The organism is Gluconobacter frateurii (assembly GCF_002723955.1).
GTDB classification, from domain to species: Bacteria; Pseudomonadota; Alphaproteobacteria; order Acetobacterales; family Acetobacteraceae; genus Gluconobacter; species Gluconobacter frateurii.
Genome location: NZ_BEWN01000004.1, coordinates 79,751 through 102,041, shown reverse-complemented (window position 1 = coordinate 102,041; position 22,291 = coordinate 79,751). Strand labels below are relative to the sequence as shown.

At 56.1% G+C, this 22,291-nt stretch carries 16 protein-coding genes and 1 pseudogene; 9 read left to right on the top strand and 8 right to left on the bottom strand.

The window, feature by feature from the left end; all coding sequences use genetic code 11:
* Positions 1–59 precede the first annotated feature (59 nt).
* Complete coding sequence (locus GFR01_RS11290; RefSeq protein ID WP_063904803.1) at positions 60–524, bottom strand: MucR family transcriptional regulator; 465 nt, start codon at positions 522–524, stop codon at positions 60–62.
* 201 nt (positions 525–725) lie between these two features.
* Here GFR01_RS11290 and GFR01_RS16240 point away from each other — a divergent pair, with 201 nt between their 5' ends.
* The 4 genes from GFR01_RS16240 (at position 726) to GFR01_RS15735 (ending at position 6,319) form a co-directional block, all read left to right on the top strand.
* Positions 726–1,988, top strand: coding sequence for a UdgX family uracil-DNA binding protein (locus GFR01_RS16240; RefSeq protein WP_099182564.1), 1,263 nt, complete (start codon positions 726–728; stop codon positions 1,986–1,988).
* A gap of 31 nt (positions 1,989–2,019) precedes the next feature.
* Complete coding sequence (locus GFR01_RS11280) at positions 2,020–4,269, top strand: FUSC family protein (protein ID WP_099182563.1); 2,250 nt, start codon at positions 2,020–2,022, stop codon at positions 4,267–4,269.
* 449 nt (positions 4,270–4,718) lie between these two features.
* Positions 4,719–6,011: a tyrosine-type recombinase/integrase gene (locus GFR01_RS11275; protein ID WP_099182562.1), complete on the top strand. Its 1,293-nt coding sequence runs from the start codon at positions 4,719–4,721 to the stop codon at positions 6,009–6,011.
* Positions 6,012–6,163: 152 nt separating this feature from the next.
* Positions 6,164–6,319, top strand: a complete 156-nt coding sequence (locus tag GFR01_RS15735; protein ID WP_167384247.1) for a hypothetical protein — start codon at positions 6,164–6,166, stop codon at positions 6,317–6,319.
* Positions 6,320–6,701: 382 nt separating this feature from the next.
* Here the strand turns inward: GFR01_RS15735 and GFR01_RS16035 are convergent, their stop codons facing one another.
* From GFR01_RS16035 to tnpA, 7 genes are all read right to left on the bottom strand, one after another.
* The gene (locus GFR01_RS16035; RefSeq protein WP_244902272.1) at positions 6,702–6,974 is read right to left on the bottom strand and encodes a hypothetical protein; all 273 of its coding nucleotides are present in this window, start codon (positions 6,972–6,974) and stop codon (positions 6,702–6,704) included.
* 435 nt (positions 6,975–7,409) lie between these two features.
* Positions 7,410–8,000 carry a contact-dependent growth inhibition system immunity protein gene (locus GFR01_RS11265; protein WP_099182561.1) on the bottom strand — a complete coding sequence of 197 codons (591 nt, stop codon included), beginning with the start codon at positions 7,998–8,000 and terminating at the stop codon, positions 7,410–7,412.
* A complete protein-coding gene (locus GFR01_RS11260; RefSeq protein WP_145994571.1) occupies positions 8,000–10,357 on the bottom strand; it encodes an endonuclease toxin domain-containing protein in 2,358 nt (785 codons plus the stop codon). The genes GFR01_RS11265 and GFR01_RS11260 overlap by 1 nt, the downstream gene beginning before the upstream one ends.
* Positions 10,358–10,391: 34 nt before the next feature.
* The gene (locus GFR01_RS15550) at positions 10,392–10,859 is read right to left on the bottom strand and encodes a hypothetical protein (RefSeq protein WP_145994570.1); all 468 of its coding nucleotides are present in this window, start codon (positions 10,857–10,859) and stop codon (positions 10,392–10,394) included.
* Positions 10,860–11,437: 578 nt separating this feature from the next.
* On the bottom strand, positions 11,438–12,964 hold the full coding sequence (gene tnpC / locus GFR01_RS11255) for an IS66 family transposase (protein ID WP_099182559.1): 1,527 nt from the start codon (positions 12,962–12,964) through the stop codon (positions 11,438–11,440).
* 52 nt (positions 12,965–13,016) lie between these two features.
* Positions 13,017–13,379: an IS66 family insertion sequence element accessory protein TnpB gene (gene tnpB / locus GFR01_RS11250; protein ID WP_099182558.1), complete on the bottom strand. Its 363-nt coding sequence runs from the start codon at positions 13,377–13,379 to the stop codon at positions 13,017–13,019.
* Entirely contained in the window at positions 13,376–14,023 is a 648-nt protein-coding gene (tnpA, locus tag GFR01_RS11245) for an IS66 family insertion sequence element accessory protein TnpA (protein WP_099182557.1), read from the bottom strand. The genes tnpB and tnpA overlap by 4 nt, the downstream gene beginning before the upstream one ends.
* 51 nt (positions 14,024–14,074) lie before the next feature.
* Between tnpA and GFR01_RS16200 the strand changes: the two are divergent.
* The 5 genes and pseudogenes from GFR01_RS16200 to GFR01_RS15545 all read left to right on the top strand — a co-directional run bounded on the left by GFR01_RS16200 (position 14,075) and on the right by GFR01_RS15545 (position 21,940).
* Positions 14,075–14,861: pseudogene (locus GFR01_RS16200) on the top strand (FkbM family methyltransferase).
* 674 nt (positions 14,862–15,535) lie between these two features.
* Positions 15,536–16,255: a helix-turn-helix domain-containing protein gene (locus GFR01_RS11235; protein WP_099182556.1), complete on the top strand. Its 720-nt coding sequence runs from the start codon at positions 15,536–15,538 to the stop codon at positions 16,253–16,255.
* The gene (locus GFR01_RS11230; protein WP_099182555.1) at positions 16,242–18,503 is read left to right on the top strand and encodes a KGGVGR-motif variant AAA ATPase; all 2,262 of its coding nucleotides are present in this window, start codon (positions 16,242–16,244) and stop codon (positions 18,501–18,503) included. The genes GFR01_RS11235 and GFR01_RS11230 overlap by 14 nt, the downstream gene beginning before the upstream one ends.
* Positions 18,500–19,966, top strand: coding sequence for a hypothetical protein (locus tag GFR01_RS11225; RefSeq protein WP_099182554.1), 1,467 nt, complete (start codon positions 18,500–18,502; stop codon positions 19,964–19,966). The genes GFR01_RS11230 and GFR01_RS11225 overlap by 4 nt, the downstream gene beginning before the upstream one ends.
* Positions 19,967–20,992: 1,026 nt before the next feature.
* Positions 20,993–21,940, top strand: coding sequence for an HNH endonuclease (locus GFR01_RS15545; protein ID WP_145994569.1), 948 nt, complete (start codon positions 20,993–20,995; stop codon positions 21,938–21,940).
* Positions 21,941–22,291: the final 351 nt, after the last annotated feature.

The following is a 22,291-nucleotide window of genomic DNA, read 5'->3' as shown; positions in this document are numbered from 1 at the left end:
CCGGACCGACAGACAATGTCAATTTCCCCACATGATCTTATGCTGGGAAATCAAGATCTTCAGCCCTGTTTCTTGGACTGGCGGCCGCGCGGGCTTTCTTTCTTGCCCTCTCCCGTCGCGCTGATCTTGCGGCCGAGACCGATTTCACGCGCAAGAGCGGAGCGGCGCTGAGCATAGTTAGGGGCAACAAGCGGATAGTCAGACGGCAGACCCCAACGCTCACGGTACTGTTCCGGCGTCATGTTGTAAGCACTCTGAAGATGACGCTTGAGCATTTTCAGCTTCTTGCCGTCTTCGAGGCAGACAATATAGTCCGGGAACACCGAGCGCTTGATGGGAACAGCGGGCTGCGGACGCTCTGGTTCAGGCGCCTGCTGCGGAACTCCAGCATTGGCGAGGGCTTCATAGACCTGCCGAATCAATGCCGGAAGAGTTTCCGCATCCACACTTCCTTTGGAGACCTGTGCCGCAACAATCTGCGCAGTAAGCTCCAGCAGATCCGGGTGGGATGTGTTCTCCGACATAATACTTTACCTTCCCTACGGAATAATTTTTAGCCATTCACGGCGCGAAAACATTCTGCCTGTACGAACGTTGAATATACAACACAATACCATGCAGATAGCGAATCAAGTTTAACAAAATTTCTAGAATATGCAGCCTAAAAAAGAAGTAATCATAACTGTAGCATTTTTGAAATTCCCCAACGTTCTTTCGTGAGCCTTATGCAATCGTTCAATGCCAAACTCTGCTCTCCAAGTGATTTCCTCGGATGGCGATCACTGAGCCGTGATTTCCTGAGCAGGCAGGTTGAGGCCAGCGCTGTTCACTGGTCCATACAGGAAACAGAGACATTATACGCCCCACAAAGCGAACGTATTCTTCCGAATGCTTCTTCTCCACTGAAAATACCTCGTTTTTTCGGTCGGTTAATATCCTCGGTGTTTGCATCCGCAATTCCTGACAGATTTGATCGGCTTTATCGTTCCCTTGAGCATATTCAGAAATATGGAGAACCATCCGCGACCGACCTTAAAGATTTTGAACAGATTGCCGCGGAAGTCCGCGCACAAATTCTCCGTCTTAGAAGCACGTTTCCGGAAAATCGTATCGCGGACTGGCAGATCATAAGAACAGACTGCCCTCCCCAGCTTACTGATAGCCAAATTGGTCCGCTCAGCAGACTGCGAACAGCGCCATGGATTCTTCTGTCAGATCACAGGACACTTTGCTGGAATGGTCAGGATTATCGCATAGGCCCAGCAATGACAGATGCAGATGCTCCGCACGCTGATCTGGTCCATCAGGCTTTGCAAACCGCCACAGCAACCCGTGCCAATGCCTATTGGCATGAACTGGGTACAGTGCACGTTACACCGACGGAAGAGAATACTCGCGAGGTACAGTCCCTCCCTCACCTGCGTTCTCTAGCTGTTGACTGTTCGTTCTGCGATCTTTGTCATCACGCAACGTGCACCGTTTTTGGTGAAGGGTCTGAGACCGCCAGCATTCTGTTTGTCGGTGAACAACCTGGCGATCAGGAAGATCTTCAGGGACGACCTTTTGTGGGGCCGGCGGGAAAGCTTTTCGACAGAGCTCTTCGCGAGGCGGGTGGAGACCGTCACGAGGCGTGGATCAGTAATGCCGTCAAACACTTCAAGTTTGTTCAGAAAGGCAACAGACGTATTCATCAGAAACCCGGAACAACTGAAATGCATGCGTGTGCCCCCTGGATTTCAGCTGAACGTCGACTTCTGCGTCCTAGAGTAACAGTCATGCTGGGCGTGACTGGAGCGAGCGCACTCCTTGGCCGCCCTGTTACAGTTTCTCGCGAACGTTCCCGTCTCTTCAAACTCGACGATGACAGCATTGGTCTTGTAACGGTCCATCCTTCTTATCTGCTTCGTTTACCGGATGAGAATGCGAAGACACGCGAATACATAAAATTTGTCGCAGATTTGAGAATGGCCATTTCCGCTCTCGCCTAACTGGACCTATCGGGGGTAAGAAAGCCACGTAATGAGTGGCAGCACTACGTCAGCAGGACGTCCGACTCCGAACAGCTCTCCTTCAGGTGCAGGCGCGTCCTCAGCTCTGCGGCCCAGGGTCAAGCTGCCTCTGTCGTGGATCTACGCCCCTTCGGCAGCGACACTCACATTCGCGCTCAGAAATACCTTTGCGGCATCTCTCGCGATCGGCATTGCGTTCTGGATGGAACTCGACAGCCCTGCCTGGGCTGCGATGACCGTTTGGGCCGTAGCGCAGGCTACGCGCGGCGAAAGCCAGTCAAAAGCCAAATGGCGTATCATTGGGACCATTACCGGCGCAGTCGCCTCGATAGCCCTGATGGCTGCGGCTCCACAGGCTCCCTGGCTGTTCTTTCCCATGATTGCCGTCTGGATTGGCATGTGCAGCGGACTAGCAACATTTGTTAGTAACTTTCGCTCCTATGCCCTTGTTCTTGCAGGATATACCTGTTCGATCATTTGCATGGACGCAGCGTCTGACCCTGACAATATTTTCACGGTGGCCGTTTCCCGAACAACGTACATTATCCTGGGAGTTCTGTGCGAAGCGTTCATGGGGCTGATCTTTGCAACGACCCAGGAGCGACAGGCGCGGGCGCAACTGCGCCAGAAGCTGGAATCTGCGCTTGTTCTCGTAACCGGGACATTATGCAGCATTCTTGGCGAAGAGCGCGGCGCCCTGAATGCAGCACGTCGACAGTTTGGCACCATCCTCAGCATCAACGATCAGATCGAATTTGCTGAAGTGGAAATGGGCCCGCACGGCCACGAAGGCGACCACGCCCGTGCCGCTCTGGCCTCTGTGTCCGCCTTGCTATCACGCGGGTTTGGCATGGCCATGCGCCTCCAGCTCCTCAATCATGAGCATCCCGCCTTCACACAGGCCGCCGACGAAATTCTCTCCTTCCTCAGGGATTTCCCGAAGCGAATATCCAACACGGAGACCGTTCCGGACCTACTGGCAGAGCTGCAACATCTTCGGGACGTCTGCCGCCTGTATGCCGCACCGCATCGCGCGACGGATCTTCAGAACAGCAACGAACCCATTCCGGGGGCTGATCCTTTTGATCTGCGACTGAATGAACAGGACACGGAGGCCCATCTCGATGAGCGCGTCCTGTTCATGTCTCTGGGCGAACTGCTTGGAGATCTCGAACTCGCCATCAAAGAATATGAGGCCAGCACACACACCATTCCTGGCGACCATTTTCACTTTCAACGCCAGACCCATCGGGATACGCGCGAAGCCATTCATAACGGCTTACGCGGCGCCTGCGCCGTTTTGGTTACGGCTCTGATTTATGAAATAACTGCCTGGCCAAGTGGGCTTGGCTTTATTGCCATCACAACGCTGGTTTGCGGGCTATTTGCCACCAAGGAAAACCCTGTTCTCGGAACAACTGAATTCCTGAAAGGTGCACTCGCCGCTTATGTTGTAGCATGGGTACTGGTTTTTGTTCTGATGCCAAAGGTTACAACCTTTGAGACACTGACTCTTTTCCTTGGTCCGGCAATGTTTCTGGGGGGCCTGGCCAAAGGAAATCCCTCTACCGCGGGAGGAGCAGCGGCCTATGGTCTGCTGCTCCCTGCGATGCTGGGGCTGGAAAATCATCACGTCATGAATGAAGTCGCATTCTACAACAGCAATATGGCCGTCGTGATGGCTGTTGGCATCAGTGTTTTGGTGTTCCGCACAGTCCTACCGTTCAGCAGTTCAGACGAAAGACTCCGTCTGCGCCGCATCATGCTTACCGAGTTGCGCCATCTGGCGGATCCAAACTACGCGCCCCAGATCAGTGTGTGGATCGGGCGTAATACCGACCGCTTCGCACGCCTTATCCGTCACGCGGGCCCAACCCCTGCCCCACTTATCGAAGCCTGTATTCTCGGAACATTGGCAACTCTGACGCTCGGATTGAATATCATTCGCCTTCGCACATTGCTGGATCGGGAATATCTGCCAGACAGCGCGCGCCGCCCTATCCAGTTGGTGCTTCACTATGTTGAACAATCCACACGACGGCATGACAAAGCGGCACGTGTTGCCAATGCTGCTGTCAGACGTTTACGTGCGCTGGATGAGCATGAAACAGATCTCGTGACACGGCTGGAGATGACGCGCGCCATCACCTATCTCGTCGTAATTGCCTACACCATGCAGACTAACGCCGACTTCCTTGATGCCAGTCGCCCCTTCAAGGGTGAGCGTAGTCATCTGAAGCTCCAAGGCGTATCACAGTAAGAGTATCCTAAATCATCAGATACGATACGTTCTGGCAAACATTGATTAAAGATTGCACCCGTTCTGCCGCTTCACAGCATATTATGAAAATATCAGCCTCAGTTCTTTTCTGTATATTTGCACGAGATACTTTTCAGTCGCACGAAACGTGCCCGACACATTCTTGAACAATACGTGCAAGGCCTGAGACTTTTATAAGCCTGTAAGCACTAAAGTGGCTCCAGAGATCGAGTGTATCGTTCTACCCTAACCGTCCACGGACTAATAAAGATTTTTTTATTTATCTGGCGGAGAGGGTGTCCGCCGATGTAGGGTATCACGGAAAAGCAGATCAGCGCAATAACCCTTGTTTTTCATGGCTTTACAGAAATCCATGCCATCCTGAAGAAGCAGATAGACGCATTGAAACCCATCCCGTAAGGTGGGACGGAAGATGGGACTGAAAAGCCATGAGCAAGCTTCCGCCGAACCAGATGAATGCCCGCAAGGTCGCCTCCCTCAAAGACGGGGTTCACGGCGATGGCGGAAATTTATGGATCACCGTCCGGGGCGACACCCGGGCCTGGACCTTCCGCTATAAAAGCCCAAAGACCGGCAAAAGACGGGAGATGGGACTCGGTCCCGCCCGGGATATTTCTCTGGCTGATGCCCGACTCCGGGCAGCCGAGAACCGGCGCCTGCTTCTGGAGGGGACCGACCCCCTGGAAGAAAAGGGCCGCCAGAAGGGCCTCGACGTTCAGGAGCGCACCTTCGCGCAGGTTGCCGAGCAGTACATCACCGAACAGGCGCCGGGCTGGAAAGATCCGCGCTCGGCGCCCATGTGGCGCAGCTCTCTGGACCGTCATGTTTATCCCGTCCTCGGTCAGAAACCGATTGGCAGCGTGCAGACAGAGGACGTGCTCGCTGTCCTGCGACCGATCTGGGAGAGCACAACCGAGACCGCAACACGGCTGCGTGGCCGGATGGAGCGTATTCTAGACTATGCGCAGAGCCATCACTGGCGCGAGGGTGAGAACCCGGCCCGCTGGCGGGGGCATCTGGCCAACATCCTTCCCAAGCCCACGGCCGTCACCAAGGTGTTGCATCATGCCGCCTTGCCCTATCGCGACCTCCCGCCGGTTTATAGCCGGCTCGGCGCCGAGCATGGCGTGGGAGCTCTTGCTGCACGGTTCGTCTGCCTGACCGCAACCCGGTCTGGCGAGGTCCGCAAGGCCCTGTGGTCGGAGATCGATCTAAGGAAAAAGATCTGGACCATCCCGGCCGAGCGGATGAAGGCCGGGCGGGAGCATCGTGTGCCCCTGACGAACGGAGCGATAGCATTGCTGTATAAAGTCCACACCCTGAGATCCAGTCTCGGTGAGGACAGTTTCGTGTTTCCCGGTGGCCGGGTCGGATCACCGTTGAGCGATGTCGCAGTCTCGAAGGCCCTCCATCAGGCCGCAGGCACGAAGGATGTGACGATCCATGGTTTGCGCTCCAGCTTCCGGGACTGGGCGGCCGAGGAAACCGACTTTCCACGCGAGGTCGCCGAAATGGCTTTGGCCCATGCCATCGGTGACAAGGTTGAGGCCGCCTATCGCCGCGGGGATCTCTTCAACAGGCGTTCAGAGATGATGTTTGCCTGGGAACGCTTCTGTGCCGGTCAATCGAGTGAGGCGGTCGCAAAGCCTCAGCGTCCCAATCCTGACAGTGCGCCGCTGTTCACCTGGAAAGACTCTGACATCGAGGATTCAGACGCCTGAACAGACCTCAAACTTCAGAAAATCTTTCCGGACAAGGAATGGTTCCTGCGCCTTCAGAATCCCTCTTTGCGTCTGTGGCAAAATGCATGAACTCTGCTGATCGCACTGAAGGCCCCTCAAACGCCCGATGACGCGTCACGCATGTGTCATTCATGCGTCATGCCAGTCCGGACACCCTCCGTGACGCGTCATCCATGCGTCATGTCGCCATCGCGCGGACCTGGGATGCGTCATTCAAGCGTCACACGCCGAGAGCGGATCAGAGCGATGCCCGATCAGCAACCTCAGACCATGGCAATGCGCCATGAAATCGTGCTGCCAGATCGCTTAAGATGGCACGATACTGGGTTTTTGGCGCAAAGCTCCAAAAACCCTTTCAAAACAGTCCCTTAAAACTGTTTCATTTTCGTGCCCTGCCGGGGGCGTCCGCATCACGCTGTGACGCGTCATCCGGACCTGCACGCGCTCCCGTTCCGGGGTCGCGCCGCCCGGAGGGCGGCGGTGCAGAACTCAACCTCTCTCCCTCTCTCATGATGAAAAATGATCAGAGGGGTTCTGTCGTTTTTTTGGCTTCGCAAGGGAGGACCGGGCTGGTCCTCCGTAAGCGTCCGATAATTGCACAATTGGCGGCTGCTTACGCCCACCTCTCGGAGGTAGACCGCACCAAGTGGAATTCCCAAAAGCGGAAGTTCACAGATAGTTTGGCTGGCAGACATTAAGGGCCTGTATGGCGATCTCACCAAACTCCTGATCGCTGGCATTGATCGAGGCATGAAAGACCTTCCCGGCATTTTCGTTCGAATACCAGGCGGAGTGACTTGTTCCCCGCCCCTTCGACGCTGCCAGACGGACCTGATCCGTCTGCTCGCATTCCCAATCGGCAAAAACCAGAGCTGATTTTTTCCGGGCATCCCGCCAGTCCTTGAAGCCGTATGTCTCCTGAACCCGGCCCCAGAACTCCATGTAAAGCGGACCCGATTTTTTACTTTCAGCAACACTTTTTCAGCTCGCAAAGGGGAGTTACCCCATTCCGTGAGAAGGTCCCGACTTGTCTGAAGCGCCTTTTTCAGGTTTTCCCCGATCCACTCGGGCGTAGCGTCTTTTCGATCAATGAACGTGGACCATCCGGTGACAGAGAAGAAGCTGCCCCCGCGATTGTCCATGGAAATCACCGCAACATACTTCCGGGTGCGGATCAGCTGAGCGTATCGCACAATACCGTTTTCGCCTGGAGCAACCATCGTCAGGCAATATCCTTCACTCTGAAGTCGATGGTTTTACTGTCGCCAGCAACACGGTTTTCTATTTCTTGGAGCGCGAGAAGGAGAAACGCGATCCGCGCCTCCAAAGTCATACGTTCCAAGACCAGATGACGAGGGAGGCCCACTCCTTCCGTTTTTAAGGAAAGACAGGCTGTGTCGATTTCCCTGGTCCTTCGCATTTTGCCAGTGCTTTCAACACGGTCTCACCAATTTCCTCATCGGATGCAGCAAAGGGAACATGAAACACCCGCCCTTCGTTCATGCCGCGTGGCCAGGCACTGTGACTTCCGCTTCGTGAACTTTTCGAGGCTCTAATGATGATGTCAGGCTCGGTCTCGTAAAACCACGAAATAAAAAGCTGATCGCGCTTCTTCCAGGCCGCTTCCCTGTCCTTGTAGCCATATGTGCTCGCAATCTCGTCCCAGAACGCCAGTCGTCTCTCGGTTGAGGCGCCCTTCATGGTTACGAGCTGACCGTGATCAATCGAGACACCCAGAGGAGGCGCACAGTACTCGCTTGTTTCAAGCGCCTGCCGCACGTGAGCGCCAATCCATTCAGGCGTGACCTCCCGGATCGCATGAATCGCCAGCCCATGGCGGGAGAAATACATCCCGGCCCAGATTTCGTCGGAGACAATAGCAATGAATTTATCAGTTCGACCGACAAAACACGATTTGTACTTTGTACGCGGCGGACGAGAGCGTTCTTGGGGTTGTGGCTTATTCATCAGCTTACCGTAGTAATATTGAACGTGAAGATTTTGCTTTCGGCTGACATTTCAGCTAGGGCATCATGATAGGCGCGGCAAAGGGCCTTCCATTCCGCAGCGGTCTGCGGATCCATCGCCTCAGGATCCGCAATATAGGGAACAGCCAGGTTCAGCACGTAAGAACCAATATCCCCTGCATTGAACCTCACGGTTTCATCTTTGGTTCCGTCAGTGATATAGCCAAGCATCTTGTCAACACTGGCCTCGACCCGGGCAGCGACAGCGTAAGGACTGCTCTTGTAGCTCGGAGCTGCAAGGTTAATCGTCTTGTCGCTTGTAGCAATGGCATTCTTTTCGTCCCAGTGATCGAAGACCTTCCAGTTCGCCTTCAGAGGCTGAAGCCAGATCACGCCGTTCGCATCCTGTGATGGATTGAGCCGGTTCTGCACCCAGGCCTCGTAAGGTAAACCTTGTTGGTTAGTGGTTGTTCCGCTCGTCTTTGTCTTCCATTGAATCCCCAGATCTTTGTAGCTCTGATCCCAGGTGCTCCCGTTGACGTCGCCAAACGTCTGGTTGGCAGCCATAACGTCACTGTTCTTGATATTTTCCACGATGGTCTTGTTATTTCGAAAAACGACAGGATCGCAGTCATTAGTGTTTTCGTTTTCAATCTTCTTGAGCTCTGTCAGGACAGACCCCTCATCCAAGGCTGCGGCAAGCGCATTCTCACCACCTGCCGCAAGATCAGCTTTGGCAGCATCAGGATCTGCTGAGGTCTCAAGATAGGTATTAACCAGCAAATTGGCTTCCAGGCCAACGGCCTGTGTCGTGGAAGATGCAAGGTTGCTGACCATATCCTGGAAAGAAACAGATACGGATGGATTATAGGCTGCTGCCTGCGTAGCGAGTTGATCGGCACTCAAAGTCTGCACTGTGGTGATCCAGGCATAGGAGAGATTATAAAGCGCCGTGCCTGCTGTCTGAAGTTCTGTCGTGTTTGGGGGAAGCTGCCCCCAGTCCGCATAGACGTTCTGGATCTGGGCATAGGCTGCATCAGACTGTGCCAAACCTTGCACAGCGCCCCAATAAGTCGTTTCCCGAGCACCAATCTGCTGGATGGACGAGACAATCCAGGCATCATCAGCCCCGACATTCTGTGACGTGATGAACGTCATGGCCGGTTTGAGAAAATCCGCGTCCCACGAGGCAAGGCCTGTATAGACCTGGGCCAGAGTTTCCCTGCCAGCCCCCAAATCATCCATGGTCTCAGAGAAAAATGCTGCGTCACGAGTGTCGTCGGGTTCGCGCCCCTGAACGTCCCGGATGACCTGACCAATCGTCTGCTTCTCCAGAGCTGAATGAGCATCAACCTCACGGATACCGGCCATCGTCCAGCCAGCATGCAGAGAGGCGCGCAGCCAGTCGCGGGTCGCCTGATCTGCATTCGATCCATAAAGCGCCTGATCATAGGCATCGAAGACTGCATTTTCACCATCGAGGTCGATCAGTCCATCACGTGTAGCTGTGAAGCTTGTCTGGCTACTCCCCAGTGCATCTTCGGTACCTTGAATCCACGCCTTGTCTGCATCTACTGGCTCGCGATCCTGAATGTCGCGAATAAGCTGCTGAAGAGCTGCTGTTTCTCGATCCGAATGGGCATCAACATTTCGCAGAGCCGCCAAACTCCAGCCGGAATGCAGGGAATCCCGCAACCACTGTCGATCGGCATCACTTGCGTTGACGCCATAGAGCTTCTGCTCATAGGCGTCGAAAACTCCGTTTTCTCCTTCAAAGTCGATGAGTGCGTTACGAGCGTCAGCGTAACTGATCTGTCCATTTCCGATCGAATCTTCTGTACCCTGGATCCAGGCGCTGTCTGAATCCGCAGGTTCACGATCCTGAACATCACGAATGATCTGCTTGAGAGCTTCTGTTTCCCGGGCGGAATGGGCCTCGTTGATTTGGAACTGATCGAAGGTCACGCCGCCCTGATACAGTTGGAGCTGAGCATATTGCTGGTCTGAAGTGGTTGCAGCTTGACCGTAGATGTTCTGATAGACGGTACTGATCGCGTTCGTTTCTGCTGAAGAATTAAAGATAGCCTCGCGCAGCGTACTAAAAGGAACGCCTTGAGCGAGATCATCCTCTCCCGCTGAAATGATATCATCGGAAACAGTTTGTCCCATAGCCGTCTGGAATTGGCTCTGAAGCTTGTCTGTTGTGATTTGTAGATGGGCAATTTCCGAGGCGACTGGCGTGATTTCCCGATTGTAATGCACGATGTTGCCAACAACCGTAACCGTCACGGGGAGTGCATCTATTTTTGCACTGTAGACGCTCTGCTCGTCGGCTGTAGGATCTCGCTCTTCGATCATATTAAAAAGGTATTTAACGGCGGCAGCATCAGTATCAAACGACTGCAGCAACTGCTGGAGCAAATGTCGGCCAGGAAAAAGAAGACGTATCGACTAACGATCTTGCTTGGATAGCAACCGCTCCGTTATTTTGACTCGTAGAAAGATCTGTTGAGGGAGCTGCCGTATTACTCGTTTCGGTAGGTATGCTAGTGACGAAAAATATCTTTGATGAAGAAGCGGAATTCGGGTCGTTCTCGACACTGGGACTGGCTATGGAAGAACTCGTTGAGACTGCCGCCAATTTCTCATGAATAGGCGTCAAGTTCGCAGCATAGAGCTGATCGACCGCCTTCGCGAGAAAAGTTGTTCCCAAATAGTTGCCGGTACCGCTTGGGCTGCTCTGCCCATTTGTAGCAGCAACCAAAGCGTCTGAGCCCAAAGCTCCGGTTGAACCGGTGGCAAAAATGATGCTGTGGTCTGTCTGGGCAGACGGTAGCCCAAAAATTGCATCAGAACTCATGAAATTATCTCACTTAAATAGGCTTGGTTGAAGAGCCATATCCTCGTCATAACGGGGGCGGCCAAAGGTGGACGTTCGTTACGAAATGATACCTTGCGAAAGGTCAAGAAACTCTTTGTCAGTCATGAAATTTTCAAGCAAAAACCATAAATAATGAAACCGTTAATGACTTTATATGGATAAACTCTAGTAATAGAATTACACGTTTTCTCACTAAGAGAGCTGATTTTGATAATCTGAAAGCGGCAGGAAGAAAACCAGAAGCTTTGCCTCTCTCGTGCAACTGACGCCCTATCTGGAACCACCTATCCTCGACGCGTGGTTTTAACATTGTTTCTCAGGATAATTTGCTCTGAGACTGGCTGAGATGCCCGCTTTTAACGGACTGGGCGTATGAAACGGACTTTCCGCTATCCCCCGATTGTGTTGAAAAAGTCCCGCTGGAGCTTCTGCTCAACATTTAGGTTCGATATCATAATGTATAGGGCTTTGTAATCATGGTGAATTTTCATTCCCAATTGCATACAAAATCCTGAGCAGACACCTCAATCTGACTTTTTCAATACTATCCCCCCAAATCAGCCGTTGGCGCTTTGGGGAAATGGAAGCAGTTCGGCGATGCGAGCTGCTGGATGTCCGTCGATCATGCGTGTCAGCACATCGCGCAGCCAGGTAAACGGCTCGATCCCATTGAGCTTGGCCGTTTCGACCAGGGACGCCACGATGGCCCATCGGTTGGCGCCGCCCTCGCTGCCCGCGAACAGAGCATTCTTGCGACCAAGCGTGACAGGTCGAATGGCCCGTTCTACCGGATTGGTGTCGAGATCTATGCGCCCGTCCTCGATAAACCGCGCGAGATCATCCCAGCGGTTTAACGCATAGCGGATCGCTTCTGCCAGTCTGGCGCGGGAGGGGAGCAAAGTCAGTTTTTGTCGGAGCCAGAGTTCCAGCGCCTCAACACGCGGTCGACTGTGCATCTGTCGAAGGGTTCGACGCTGATCAGGCGGTAATCCCCGAAGGGATGCCTCAATTTCATACAGAGACCGGATCTGCATCAAAGCCTCGGTTGCGATTGGCGATCCTGTCTGGTGCAACTCATAAAACTTGCGGCGCGTGTGTGCCCAGCAGGCCGCCAGATGGATTTTTCCGTCCTGTGTCAGATGCTCAAACCCGGCATAACCGTCGACTTGCAGAACGCCGCGATAGTTCTTCAAATGACGGGCGGGCCAGGCGGACGTGCGATCCGGTGTCGCATAAAACACCACGGCGGGTGGGGCCGTACCGCCAAAGGAACGATCGTCGCACGTGTAGGCCCAGAGCCGTCCAGTTCGGGTGCGTCCGCGTCCTGGATCAAGGATGGGCAGTGGGGTGTCGTCTGCGAAAACTCGTTCTGCGGCACAGACATGGTTCATCAACTGGTCGCGCAGCGGGGCCAGCCACCAGACGGCGGCCTTGACCCAATCGGCCAGCGTGGAACGCGCGAGAGCGACACCGTGACGGGCCAACATCTGGCTTTGGCGATACAGCGGCAGGTGATCGCAATAGCGACTGGTCAGCACATGCGCGATCAAACCCGGCGTGGCGAGACATCCTTCGGCGATGCGCTCAGGCGCCGGAGCCTGATGCAGCGTCCCGCAGGCGCGACACGCGCATTTGGGCCGGTTGATCCGCGCGACCCGCACCGAGGCCGGAACCCAGTCCAGCATTTCACTGGTAGTCGTGCCTGCGTCGCGCAGTGCGCCACCGCAGGACGGGCAGGCTGTCACCTCGGGCAGGATCGTCACGTCCGTGCGCGGCAGGTGCTCTGGCAGGGCTTTGCGATGCGATGGTTTTACGGTCGGCGCTATGCCGCTGATGTCCGGTAGTGTCGTGGAGATCGGCGTCATAGGGGGCCGTTGGTCAGCATCAGCCTCAAGCGTAAACAGGAGCTGGTCGGGTTCGAGTGTTTCGGCACGACGACCGAACCTGGCGCGCTGGAACTCCCGGATCATTTGCCGCAAGCGATCAATCTCGATCTGCCCCTCATCGACTGCACCCGCCAGATCCCGCACCATGGCTTGCAGGGTAACCGGGTCAAATGGCAGGTTGTCGAGGGCAATCCGCATGCGTATAAAATGCCAGTTTTCTGGGGGTTTTTGCAAGAAAAATCGGCGCGTTTTACCCTGCCATCAGCATGCGTCGTGCAGGGGCCTGTGCCCGCCAGTCCAGCCCTTCCAGAAGCATCGACAATCGGGCCGGGGTGAGCAGAACCGTCGCCGGTTCTCCTGGGCTGGCCTGTGTGACCGGCCACGTAAAGATCCCCTGATCGAGGCGCTTCACATACAGGCACATGCCGTTGCCATCGTGATACAGCATCTTGATCAGTCCGGCCTTTCGGCCGCGAAACACAAACACATGCCCGCTGAACGGATCGGCCCGCAGCGTCTCCTGCACCAGCACCGACAACCCGTCGATTCCCTTGCGCAGATCGGTGTAGCCCAGGGCCACATGGACCCGGATATGAGGTGGCAGGCTGATCATGCCGCAGCCTCGAGCGCATCCGCCAGTCGGGTCATCACGTCGAAGTCGATCGGAGGAGTAACCCGCAGGATACGCCCATTGCGCAGCAAGATCTCAATATGCGCTTCGGGGTTTTGCCTGTCTTTCGAGACAAGCGGAGAGACTTGTGTTTGGGGCGTGGAAGGGATCTCTTCGATTTTAACTGAGGCAAATTTCGGCTGACGTGCCAGGGGCTCAGCCGGACATTCTGCGATTTGATCTGCGAACTGTTTCTGCCAACGATACAGCATACTGGGAGTCAGACCGTTCATTTTGGCATAGCGATCCAGCGACATCCCTGATTGCCGGGCATCGACCAGAAGCGCCAAACTCTCTTCGGGCGTCCATGTCTTACGCACCCGGACGGCCAGAAGACTTTTCAGATCCCCTACGGGGATCGCAAGATCCGTCCTAGACGAGCCAGAGAATTCCTTAGCCCGTTCTCCTGATGCACTCTCCGGGGTCGAAGCCTTGATCGGGGGTGGCCAGACAAAACCGAGCCGGCGCGCCCAGAGACGAAGAGCTTTGGCGCTGAGACCATGGCGGCTGCAGAAAGCAGTCTGCGTCAGCCCGCTCTCAGCAAACAGGACAAGCCGGTCTCGCCAAACCTCTTCCCGATTCATCATGACACTCCAATACCCGTAGTGAAGGCACGATAAAGGCACACCTCAAGCAGGATCGCAGCGTGTCATCTCCGGACGCTTACGACGGATGTGCAGAAGAAGATCCGGAAGGTCTTTTTCAACACGCCGTTGGGATACAGTCGTCTGCGACGGCCGTTCATGGAGCGGTTCAAGAAAGACTGCTCCTCAGGTCCTGTCGATGCGATCCTGTTCGGACTGAGGGTGCGGTTTTACCCTCAGGACAACCAGACGGACGCAAAGTCGGCGGTGTGTGGCACGTACTACAATCATCGGGAGCTGAAATGGCTGCGTCGCCATCTGCCGAAAGGCGGGACGTTTGTGGATGTTGGCGCGAATATGGGGTTCTTCTCCCTCTTTGCTGCGCAGAGAGAAGCCCGCGTCATCGCCATCGAGCCGAACCCGGTCCTGTTCGGGCGGCTGGCCACCAATATGAAGCTAAACGGGATGCGGGCCGATCTCTTGCGTGTCGCGGTGGGCGATCAGGAGGGCTCTGGTCAGCTCGTGCGTGAACGGGGATTTTGGCGGTGGTCGGATTGGTGCGGGACATGGCGCTGCGGTGCGGATCCGTCCGCTTCTGGATATTCTGCAGGCCTGCGATGTGACGGCCGTGCATGTGCTGAAGATCGATATCGAAGGCTACGAAGACCGGGCTCTCCTACCGTTTTTCCGCGAGGCGCCGGCGACATTGTGGCCTGGTCATCTCATCATGGAAGATACCGAGCATGGCCGGTGGGTCCAGGACGTCTTTCCGGTGCTGCGCCGGTGTGGGTATGAGCGCCGTGGTCGTAGCCGGGGGAATATCTTACTCTCCAGGTTCTGACTGGCGCTGGAGAGGAGAAGTTTGTCAGCTAAGGGGGGAGAAGCAGAACGTCCGCTATCCGTGCTTGAACGTAAAATAACAGACGTTCTTACTCGACTAAACTACGTGCCGAACGATATTAACGCCTTCGTCTGACATACCGGTGGAAGCGATCACCCAGCTTCACTGGTAATCGTTGCGAGTTTCGATGCCCGATGGAAAGAGCGTGGCGTTCCATTAAACCAGACGAGGTCGGCCGTTATGCCATCCTCCACCGTCCGTCCGGAATACGGATAGGGCGCAGTTCAGCCGCCCCGATATCTGCATTCCCAAGGCAGCTCGTCTACCGCGCGACTGTAGTTCGCATGGATGATGCGCTCGAGATAATCCACACCATGCCGTGGAACGGCAGGACCGCCACACCGCGTGAACCGTAGAAGGCGCAGCAGCCCTTTCGCCGATGACGCAAGATGACCTTTTTGAGATCATCGTCGACAAAGCAGTTCACGCAGACATTGCTTGCGTCGGACGGTCTCGAAGCAGCGCTTCGGTCCCGCATAGTGTACCTCGCAATCTTGTCGGCGAGCACGGTACGGCGGGCTGGGCATTGGATACGAAAGATGGCGTCCGCCATCGGCATGTCAAGAAAGTGTCATTGATAGTTAGTTGACACTTAGTGTTGGCTGATTAAATTGATGGCCATGACAAACGTGAAGCGCTGGACCCATCTCGATTCCTTGGTGGCGGATCAAGGGCCGCTCACCCTGCCTTATGCCGTTTACACGGAGCTTGCCGAACGTCTGCGCGAGGCGGCGGGGGACAAGGATCCGGCGCAGATACGCGCGTTGGCGGCGCAGCTCGAGGACCTGCTGGTGCAGGCGTCTGCAGGCGCGGAACCGGAGGCTCGACGCGCTGCGCGGCGGGATGCCGCCAGCCGGAGCACTGCCAGCGGCCATGCCTTCGACCTTGGCCAAATCAGTTTCGCCCACCAGTTCGCCGCGGATATCGCCGCTAAGCGCGCCGATGCTGGCTTCGAGCAGTTGCTCGCGAGCGAGAGTCTGGCGCCCTACGTTCGGGCACTTCGGGCTGACGACCTGACGGGGGTCGAGCTGGCCGAGGAGATTGGCCATCGGCCGGAAACGGTAAGCCGCAATCTGCGCAAGCTGAGAGAGATGGGGGCGGTGGACTATCGCCGCGAAGGTACGAGGCTTATTAACTTCTTGACGCCCGCAACGCGCGATCTCGCCGAACAGGCTGGCGGCCGGATGATGCGCACGCGGCTTTCGCCGCCGGTCCGGGCTTGGGCGCGCAGTGAGAAGCGCGAGATGCCGGAATTCATGCGGGTAGCGCCGACCTTCGCGCACGAGCTGGAGACTGTGGTGACGGAAAAGGACGCCGCGCTTGCCGACACCTGAATCCGCTGCCGGATCACGTCCGGGGAAGATCGTCACTTTCTACTCGTTCAAGGGCGGCGTGGGCAGGACCATGGCGCTCGCCAACGTGGCGTTTCTTGCTTCGCTGAACGGCAAGCGTGTCCTGGTCATGGACTGGGACCTTGAGGCCCCTGGCCTTCATTATTACTTCCGGGGCATGCAGGAGCCGATCCAAGCCCGAGCGGTCCGTTCGGCACCTGGCGTGCTCGACCTCGTATGGGGATGGTCGAGCGCCCTGCGGGAGGCCCGGTCCACGGACGACGTCGCCAAGCTGGTCGAGAGCTACCGAGAGGGCGCGCCGTTCGACGAGATGGTCCGGCCACTCTATGTCGACGGTCTTGCCAGAGAGGGCGCGCTTCACCATATCGGCGCGGGGGCCGCGACGATCGCGACTCCAGAACCGGTCTCGTACGAGGACGCTCTGTCCCGCTTCGACTGGTCGAGCTTTTTCGCGGACGAGGCGGGTGGTGTCCTTCTTGCCGCGCTGCGCGACTGGGCGAGGACAAATTACGATTACATCCTCTTGGACAGCCGAACCGGCTTTGCTGACGTTGCGGGCATCTGCACGATGCAGATCCCCGACCAAGTGGCGCTCTGCTACATCTACAACCGTCAGAATATTGACGGCATCGCGCAGGTGGGTGGCGCCATCCGTGCCAAGCGGTCGGCGGGCGTTCAGCTCCATGCCGTTCCCATGCGCGTCGCGCGTGAGAACACGTCCGAGGAATCCGACGCCCGGGCCCGGGCTCGCAAGGAACTGCGCCGCAAGGGCGGATTCGCAGCCGACGAGATCGAGTTCGACCAAAAATGGCTCGCCGTGCGGCAGGCGCCCAACGTGCCCTTCTACGAGGCCATCGCCTTCGTGACATCGGAGCGGCCGTCGAGCGATCCGCTCACACTCGATTATCTCAACCTCGCCAACAAGCTCCTCAACGCGAGCTTCGAGATGCCCGAGCTCAGGGAGGACTGGGTGGCGCAGGTCCGCCGACGGCTGCAGCCGCGGCAGGCGACGTCGGAATACATCCTCGGCCTGCGTTCGAGGGATCCAGAGCGCGCGGTGGAGGAGGTCACCCAACTGATCGAAAGCTTGCTTGAGGATCCGGTCGATGGCGAGACCAGTGGCGAATATATCCGCACACTGATCGCGACGGTCATCCATCTCGCGCGCAACAGCGAGGATACGGATGCCGCGACTATGATGTCGCTGGCTCTCAATCTGCTCCGCGAGCTTGCCGCCGCTAATTCGGCACAATGGTCGGCGCTGCTGGTGGACTATATCGGATTCTATTTAGACGTGGCGGGCCTCGCGATCGAGGAGGACGAGGAACTGCTGCTGCTCGACGAAGCGGCAGCGATCCTGGTGGTCCTGCAGGGCGATGATGCGAAACTGAGGCTTCTGTCGAACCGCCGGCGCGCGGCACGGCTGCACCTTATGTTGGACAATGCCGACGCCGCCAAACAGCTCATCGTGGAACTTGGCAAGCTGAGCGGCGAGCTTGCGCCCCGCATCTCAGGGGACGCGCGCATCGAACTGCTGATCTCGGAGATGGACCTTGCGCTGCTGCGAGGCGATGTCCAGGTCGCCAGCGGCAAACCGGATGCGGCACGCCGATTCTATGAAAATGGGCTGAAGACCGTCTCATCGGATGAGGCGCGCAGCCGCGCCGAACTGACACGCCTGCGTTTCGACCTGCATGTCAGGCTGGCGCGTCTTCCAGCCAGCGCCATCAGTGCGGAAGACGCGGCACGCAACGCGGTAAAGGCACTGGACTGGACAGGGAACTCCAATGCTTTCGTCGTGCGCTTCATTGATCTCGGTCAGGCGGTACTGCGAGCAAAAGACCCGCAACTGGCGATCGAGTTTGTGCAGAAGGCACTTTCTTCGACCGAGCGTCGGCAGCAGCAGTTCCTTCAATATTACAGCCGGAGTCCGCGTAACCTGGCGAGGGCGATTGACTTCATCAATACCCTCGCCGAGCTGCTCGACGAGAAGCCGGGTACCCGCGACGAGAACTATCCGTTCTTGGTCCAGATCTTGGTCGAGCTGCTCAGCAGGTTCGTGGAGGCGCGGATCGTGCTGCCTTGGAGAGCAAAAGTCGATTTGCCCCATCTCGACGAGCTTCGCAGCCGGCTGGCCAGGAATCCGGCGGCGCCGAGGGAGGGACTGGCGCAGCTGGCGCTGCTTCAAGAGCGCCTCGCCCTCAAAAAGCGGCCTGGGCCTAAGGAATGAACGCGGCCGCCCCGCCGGAGCGCAGCCCGGCCACCCTGTTCGTCGATTATCATTCGCTGGCGGCATCGTGGACCGCCTCGCAGCGTGCAATCGCGCCAAGACCAGACGTCGGCTTCGCAGATCTCGCCGCAGATTTTCTGGCGCGGCACTCCGGAGCAGAGGCTCACGACCTGCTCAAGGATCTTGTAGAAGGCAAAATCTTCAGCGTGGAAGTCTGGCGTGGCCGCATATTGGCGGTGCTGCAGGCAATCGATCACGCCTTTTATCGCATCCATCCGCGTGCCATCCTGACTGCCGCGGCACCACCGCTGCCGGACTGGTTGCGCGATGCTCGTTTTATGCGGCGCAAAAGCGGCGCTTATCTTCAAACCGCTGACTGGCAGCTGATAGCCCGCGGGCCGCTGCTGCGCGCGTCCCGCAACCCGCACGCGTCAAATGCAGACCTCTTCTCTGATTATTTCGCGGCGCTCACCGTGGCGCCCCGCACGCTGACTCATGATGGCCGTGCGATCAGGGTCGAGATGAAGGCGATCCCGCTCGATCCGTTCACCGGTGTCCCCGCCAGTTCCGTGCCAGGATCCGAGACGGTTGGGTTCGTGCCGTTGGCTATCACTTCGGGCGACCTTATCGCTGAGCCGCGTCCCCATGCTGACCGTATCTTCGCGCGTTATGGCCCAGCTCCTCATTTCGACGCCGGTGCCGCGGCGCTCGCGGCCCTGACCGAACTTGGCGGGATCGATATCGCAGTCATGCCCGAGCTGGCCATGAACGAGGCGCACCATGATTGGCTGGCCGACGCGCTCGCCGGGAATTCCAAGCCTGTGCCCAAGCTCATCGTCGCGGGCAGTTGCAACAGCAATGCCTTGAGTGGCGAGGATCAGCCTTGGAATGAGACGCGCGTCCTCAATGCACGGGGGACGGAGCTGTGGCGACAGCGCAAGCTCTGGCCGGCCGGCGTCGATCACAAGACTGCAGCCAAGTATGGCATCGACAAGCCTGATGCAAAAGGGCTCACGCTTGAAGACAATGCGGCCGGGGACACGCTGGTTGTTGCTGATCTCGACGGCCTTGGCCGCTGCGTGATCCTCATCTGCCAAGACTGCGAGATGCCGGTCTTCGCACCAGCTGTCGTGACCGTCTTCCAGCCCGACTGGATATTCACGCCGATCTTCGATTGTTCGATCGACGCTGGTCGCTGGGCGCACGCGCGGGCATTCGGGCTGAGCAATCTGTCGCAAGCGCGCTGCCTCGCCGTCACGAACATGGCGTTTGCGGGCGGGAAGACGGGCATGGGGCTCGCCGTCGGGCCCAAGGAGACAGCGGATGGTCATGTTGACGATGTGGATCGCGCGATGGCCATTGTCGAGATCGAAGCCGGTGCTATCGGTGCTGCCAAGCTGCAGTGGCGTGCTGGCGTCTGGCACCAGAGCTGGCTGAGCGGCGTTCCAGCGAGATTGGTCTGACGCTATCCACAAGAGTCTGTGGACAAATGGCTCCAGCAGCCGGGTATCCACGTCGCTTGAGCGACGCAGAGGGCTGCTGCGATTGGCTGCGCACCCGGAGCCGTCCAAGAATGCCGCAATTGAAGTGGCGCTGGGAGAGAATGCCTGCCGAGGGTCGGTCTTTGCCAGACACACCTTACCGCGCTCATTACCCGGAAGCAGAGGCGACAGCTTCGCGCTGGGTACGCCAATTGGGCATATGAAGCCACAGAAATGTCCGCTCCCGCCAGAAGGTGACTTTCGCCACTGTGCCTACGAACGGCAGCTAAGTCCCAAAACTCGCTTTATGGTGGTTTGCAGAGCAATGTCGGCTTTCGGGAAACCATTCAACGCGCCTATATGACCGACATGAAGGCGTAAGCGGACCTGCCGCTTACGCCTTCATGTAAGACCTGCAGCCGTCTAGATCGCTTTTCACATACCGGACATCACTAGCTCAAAGCTTTGCTGTCGAAGCTAGCGTCAATCATATCGGTACTTGTTACTTCTATGGCTAGCATGTCACGAACCAGATCATCCAGAAAGCGCTACGTTCTTATAATGATAGCCTTGTGATCGTGACCAAGATGGGGGTGGTGCGAGGTGAGGATGTGTTGTGGCAACCACCCCAAAGTGCGGAAAATCTGACCAGAGCTGAGCATGACAATCTGCGCAATCTGGGGTTTGATCATCTTGATGTGGTTAACATGCAGCTGATGGGTGGCGCCAAATAGAAGGCTTGCTGGCAGAGCCGTTTTCAGCACCGGCTCGCTCTGCGAGAACAGGGCATCGCCTAATCCTGGAGGCCTGTTCAGACCAGAACCATCCTAGTCCGTGAAGCTGCCTCACATGCGATCAAGCACAAGTCCAAAATAACATCTCAAAATGAGGCATAGGTACTCTACCATAAATTATATTGCGCTCCTGCTCCATATGATGGCTATTGCAACAAATCGCATTCTCGAAACATATAAAGACTGCAGGGTTGAATTAACGTAGAGAGTTCGCATGAGTATTAATACGACCCCGATGTTTACTGGCCCTGAAGTAAATGTGGCCGAATTGGAGGCTGTTTTCGGATCCATTGTTGGTGCTGTGATGGGATACGGCGAAGGTGAGTTTGGTGCAGACGGGCGTCTACGCTGGTGCGCTGCTGTACTTCCCGGAAATAGTATGCAATTTTATCTATGTAATCGGGCCAAAGAGGTAAAAGCTACGGGCGGGAATCCACGACAGCCCTTTTTACTTGCTATGGGTAGCTTGAAACGAGCTGCTAAATATGGGGGAGTTCCACGCGCGCTCTACGGTGTGGCTCTAGCCTATCCAGGGAATCTGCCTGCTGAAGAAATCTTACATAAAGAAGATTTACAGCGAGAAGATTTTAATTCGGATGATGGTAAATTTCGGTGGCCTATGGGAGTGCCATTTCTCCGAGTTTGGTTGAGTCACCCCCCGGTATCGTTTGCGGATATTCTAAGCTGCGAGCCACGTCCATTCAATCAGAGTGACGGAACGAATGTAATCCCTCTTGATAAGCTAGCTTCTGGACTTTCCTCCAAAATTGGCAGTTGTCGACTACGTGAAGTGATACTGGATCGTCCTTCGTCAATTCCATCGAATGTAATCAAGGAAGAAAAAAAATATCGTGAGGGTTATTTAATTCCACGCAGAGCGCGATATGAAAAAGCTAGATCGAAAGCAGCAGTAGATGCAGCACTTGATTCAAATATTAAAAAATTTGGGGAATATACATGCGAAGATGAAGAGTGCGGTTATACCGCAGCAAATGATCAATGGATAAAAATTGAGGATCGAAGGAAGATGTTCGAAGTACACCATCGCATTATTCTTGCTAAAGGTGTGCGCGATACGTCCGTTAACGACCTTGTAGTGCTTTACCCTCGCTGTCATCGAAGAGAACACCTCAAGGCAGATGGTCCAAGTGATATGGAATGACGTGACGACAGCGTTGGGAATTAAGCGATACTCATAAAAGATCTATACGGTCTGGATGGTATCTAATCTGCCGATTATAAGACGCAGGAAAGAGTTGGGTGGAAACGTGAGATGATGGATTGATCCTGCAGATACGGGCCTCAATATCTTGAGCGTTCGTTTTCGTGCCCTTCCACTCCTCCCCTTAACCGCCGGTCTGCTCAATGAATTTGAAGCAGACCGGCGGCAGTCGCCTACTTTACCGATCTTGTAGGCGAGTTTCGTGTTTCCCGAAAGCTGACATGACGGTACGGCGCGCCAAAGTCGATCTGCGCTTATCTCCCCCCCAAAAAAAAGACTCTATCGACGACC

Coding starts and splice junctions, on each gene's coding strand:
- GFR01_RS11265 (WP_099182561.1), bottom strand. CDS start 8,000: ATGAATAAGCCACAACCCCAAGAACGCTCTCGTCCGCCGCGTACAAAG.
- GFR01_RS11290 (WP_063904803.1), bottom strand. CDS start 524: ATGTCGGAGAACACATCCCACCCGGATCTGCTGGAGCTTACTGCGCAG.
- GFR01_RS11275 (WP_099182562.1), top strand. CDS start 4,719: ATGAGCAAGCTTCCGCCGAACCAGATGAATGCCCGCAAGGTCGCCTCC.
- GFR01_RS11225 (WP_099182554.1), top strand. CDS start 18,500: ATGAACGCGGCCGCCCCGCCGGAGCGCAGCCCGGCCACCCTGTTCGTC.
- GFR01_RS15735 (WP_167384247.1), top strand. CDS start 6,164: ATGCGTCATGCCAGTCCGGACACCCTCCGTGACGCGTCATCCATGCGT.
- GFR01_RS16240 (WP_099182564.1), top strand. CDS start 726: ATGCAATCGTTCAATGCCAAACTCTGCTCTCCAAGTGATTTCCTCGGA.
- tnpB (WP_099182558.1), bottom strand. CDS start 13,379: ATGATCAGCCTGCCACCTCATATCCGGGTCCATGTGGCCCTGGGCTAC.
- GFR01_RS15545 (WP_145994569.1), top strand. CDS start 20,993: ATGAGTATTAATACGACCCCGATGTTTACTGGCCCTGAAGTAAATGTG.
- tnpA (WP_099182557.1), bottom strand. CDS start 14,023: ATGATGAATCGGGAAGAGGTTTGGCGAGACCGGCTTGTCCTGTTTGCT.
- GFR01_RS16035 (WP_244902272.1), bottom strand. CDS start 6,974: ATGGAGTTCTGGGGCCGGGTTCAGGAGACATACGGCTTCAAGGACTGG.
- GFR01_RS11235 (WP_099182556.1), top strand. CDS start 15,536: ATGGCCATGACAAACGTGAAGCGCTGGACCCATCTCGATTCCTTGGTG.
- GFR01_RS15550 (WP_145994570.1), bottom strand. CDS start 10,859: ATGAGTTCTGATGCAATTTTTGGGCTACCGTCTGCCCAGACAGACCAC.
- GFR01_RS11280 (WP_099182563.1), top strand. CDS start 2,020: ATGAGTGGCAGCACTACGTCAGCAGGACGTCCGACTCCGAACAGCTCT.
- tnpC (WP_099182559.1), bottom strand. CDS start 12,964: ATGCGGATTGCCCTCGACAACCTGCCATTTGACCCGGTTACCCTGCAA.
- GFR01_RS11260 (WP_145994571.1), bottom strand. CDS start 10,357: ATGATCGAAGAGCGAGATCCTACAGCCGACGAGCAGAGCGTCTACAGT.